The 3421-nt window shown below is 72.0% G+C and carries 3 protein-coding genes; all 3 read left to right on the top strand.

Annotated elements, in window-relative coordinates; all coding sequences use genetic code 11:
• The coding region (locus Q0A33_RS08565) for an ABC transporter ATP-binding protein (RefSeq protein WP_291795119.1) at positions 1 to 1073 on the top strand (1073 nt) is incomplete at its 5' end.
• A 271-nt stretch (positions 1074 to 1344) separates the two neighbouring features.
• Positions 1345 to 1839: a nucleoside deaminase gene (locus Q0A33_RS08560; protein WP_291795118.1), complete on the top strand. Its 495-nt coding sequence runs from the start codon at positions 1345 to 1347 to the stop codon at positions 1837 to 1839.
• Positions 1836 to 3209, top strand: coding sequence for a cytosine permease (gene codB / locus Q0A33_RS08555; RefSeq protein ID WP_291795117.1), 1374 nt, complete (start codon positions 1836 to 1838; stop codon positions 3207 to 3209). Before Q0A33_RS08560 ends, codB begins: the two co-directional genes overlap by 4 nt.
• Positions 3210 to 3421 lie beyond the last annotated feature (212 nt).

The raw sequence follows: 3421 nt of genomic DNA, 5'->3' as shown, positions 1-3421 counted from the left end.
GCGCGGGGGAGCCCGGGGCGGGCTCCGGCGAGGGCGCGCCCGGGACCGGTGCCGGGCCCGGGGCAGGCTCCCGTGAGGCGGCCGGTGCCGGTGGTGCAGGTGCGCCCGAGGTTGGTACCGGGGCGGGTGCCGGCTCCCGTGAGGCGACCGGCGCCTCGGGTGCGGATGTGCCCGAGGCCGGTGCCGGGCCGCGCTCATCTGAGTCCGGTGGGACTGCGCCTGACGCAGGTGCTCCCGGCGGGGGCGAACCCGTGGTGCGTGCACGCGGGCTGCAGATCGTGTTCCCCGGCGGAATAGGCAAGCCGGACTTCCACGCCGTGCGCGGGGTGGACTTCGACATCGCCGCGGGCGAGGTGTTCGGCCTCGTGGGCGAGTCCGGCTCCGGCAAGACGACGATCGGCCGGGCGATCGCGGGCCTGAACAGGGCCACGGGTGGTTCTCTCACGGTGTTCGGCCACGAGATGGTGGGCTACCGGGAGAGGGCGTTCCGGCCGCTGCGGAAGCGGATCGGCTTCGTGTTCCAGGACCCGGCCGCCTCCTTCAACCCGCACCTCACCATCGAGGACTGCGTGGGCGAGCCGTTCACGGTGCACCGCCCTCAGATGCGGGAGGCGGAGAGGCGCAAGCGGGTCGCGGAACTGCTGGACGCGGTGCAGCTGCCGGCGGAGTACGCCCGGCGGTATCCGCACGAGCTCTCCGGCGGTCAGCGGCAGCGGTGCTCGCTGGCGCGCGGTCTGGCGCTGGATCCGGAGCTGCTGGTGGCGGACGAGCCCACCTCCGCGCTCGACGTCTCCGTGCAGGCGGCGGTGCTGGAGCTGTTCAGCGAGCTGCAGGAGAGGTTCCGGTTCGCCGCGCTGTTCATCTCGCACGACCTCGCGGTGGTGGACATGCTCTCCGACAGGGTGGGCGTGCTCTACCGCGGACAGCTGCTGGAACAGGGGCCGGGCACGGAGGTGCTGCGCAGTCCCCGGCACGACTACACGAAGCGGCTCATCGCCTCGCTGCCGGTGCCGGACCCGGCGGAGCAGGCGCAGCGCCGGGAGGTGGCACGGGCACTCCGCGCTGCGGGGTGAGCGTGGTGGATTCCGTAGGTTACGTCTGCGTAGCGGCCGTGACGGGCGGCCGCTACGCAGACGTAACTTGCGGGTGGGTGGGCGGCGACGCGCGGGAATGCGCGGGACGCACCGGGGAGCGCGGGCACTCAGGTGGAGGAGCCGCCGGGAGCGGGGGCTTACCCTTGTCCGTGGTCGTACCGGTGGACCGAGCCGCGGCATCCGGGAGACCTGTGGCCCCGCTTCGCCGCGGCGCGCCCATCCACGCGGAACCGAACGGAAGGAAACCGCCATGCCCTGGACGCCCACCCCCGAGGACGACCGTCGCTTCATGGATCTCGCGCTCGCACAGGCGCGCAAGAGCTGGGACGAGGGCGGAGTGCCCATCGGCGCCGTGCTCGTCCATGACGGTGAGGTGCTGGCCGCCGGCCACAATCAGCGCTTCCAGAAGGACAGCGCCATCCTCCATGGTGAGACGGACACCATCGAGAAGGCCGGCCGCCTCCCTGCGAGCGTCTACCGCAGCAGCGTCCTCTACACCACCCTCTCGCCCTGCATCATGTGCGCCGGCACCGCTCTGCTCTACGAGATCCCGCGCATCGTCGTGGGCGAGAACCGCACGTTCGAGATGTCCGAGGCCCTGCTTGCGGAGCGCGGCGTCCAGGTGGACGTCCTCGACGACCCTGCGTGCCTCGCGCTCATGGAGCGGATGCTCGCAGAGCGTCCCGCCCTCTGGAGCGAGGACATCGGCGTGGAGGCAGGCGAGACCGCGAAGGCCGCGCGGTGAAGCACGAACCGCAGAGCGCGCCCGAGGAGCCGGTCGCCTCCGAGGCGCAGCTCACCGAGGCGCAGCTCGCCTCCGAGGCGCCGGTCGACCCGGACTACCCCCTCACCCCGGTGCCGCGGGCGGCCCGGCGTTCGGCCTTCTCCATCACCGTGGTGCTGGTGGGCTTCACGATCTTCGCCCCCACCCTCATGGCCGGTGCCTCCGTGGGGGCGGCGTTCCGCTTCTCCGAGTTCCTCCTGGTGCTCACGGTGGGATCGCTGGTGCTGGGCGCCTATGTCGCGGCGATCGGCTTCCTCGGCGCCCGCACGGGGCTGACCACCGTCGTCATGTCCCGCTACAGCTTCGGCACGGTGGGCTCCAAGCTCGCCTCGCTGCTGCTGGGCGGCACCCAGGTGGGCTGGTACGGCGTGGCCGTGGGCACGATCGGGCAGATGACGGCGCTCGCCTTCGGCTGGTCCGGCTGGTGGGCTCCGGCGATCGTCATGATCGTGGTGTCCGGGCTCATGATGCTCACGGCGCTGTTCGGCTACGAGGGCATGTACTGGGTGTCGCTGATCTCCACCCCGCTCATCCTCATCCTCGCGGTCTGGCTGACCTTCCGAGGGTTCGCGGAGGTGGGCGGCCTGTCCGGCATCTTCGCGATGGAGCCGGCGACGTCCATGAGCTGGGCACTGGCCGTGACGACCATCGTGGGCACCTTCGCCTCCGCCGGCACGCAGGCGGCCAACTGGACGCGGTTCGCGCGCAGCGGCCGGCACGCCGTGGTGGCCTGCGGGATCGGCTTCGTGGTGGGCAACGGGCTCATGGTGTTCTTCGGCGCGGTCGCGGCGCTGGCCTTCGGTGAAGGCGACTTCACCACGCTCCTCATCAGCATGGGGATGATCGGCTGGGGTCTGTTCTTCCTGTTCGGCAACCTCTGGAAGTCCAATGCGGATGCGGCCTACGCCTTCGGCGTGGCAGGCGCGGAGATCGCCAGCGACAAGCGGAAGGGCCCCTACATCATCGGCGGCGTGGTGATCGGCACGGTCCTCGCGCTCACCGGAGTGGAGGGGCACATCGTGGGCTACCTCAGCCTGCTGGGAGTGTTCGTGCCGCCGCTGGGCGGAGTGCTGGTGGGCGACTGGATCGCTCGCTGGCGGCACGGGCAGCCGCCGCTGGAGACGCTCACGGAGAAGGTGCGCTGGCAGGCGCTCGTGCCCTACGCACTGGGCGCGGTGGTCGCATGGTTCTCGAACGAGTACGCCGTGGGGATCGCGCCGCTCAACGGCATCGTCGTGGCGCTCGTGCTCGCCTGGGTGCTGGGCAGGTACGCCTCCGGCCGCAGCGGGCCTGCGGCCGAGGCGCCCGCGGCGTCGTCCCTCGCCGGCTGAGTGATGTGGCAGGCCGGCTGCGCCAGGGACCGGCCGGCTGGGCACTGAGGCCGTCCGGCCGGCTACGCAGACGGGAACCGATGGTGAGCCCGCTCGCGTCTGCGGATCGGCCGCGAACGGCGGGGAGAGACGGCGGATCCGCAGACGGGAAGCTCCACGGGAGCGTTCCCGTCTGCTGCCCGCCGCCCGGGGCCGCCTCAGCAGCCGCCGTC

Source organism: Brevibacterium sp. (assembly GCF_022712115.1).
In the GTDB taxonomy this organism is placed as follows: domain Bacteria; phylum Actinomycetota; class Actinomycetes; order Actinomycetales; family Brevibacteriaceae; genus Brevibacterium; species Brevibacterium salitolerans.
This window is presented reverse-complemented; position numbering and strand designations above follow the sequence as displayed.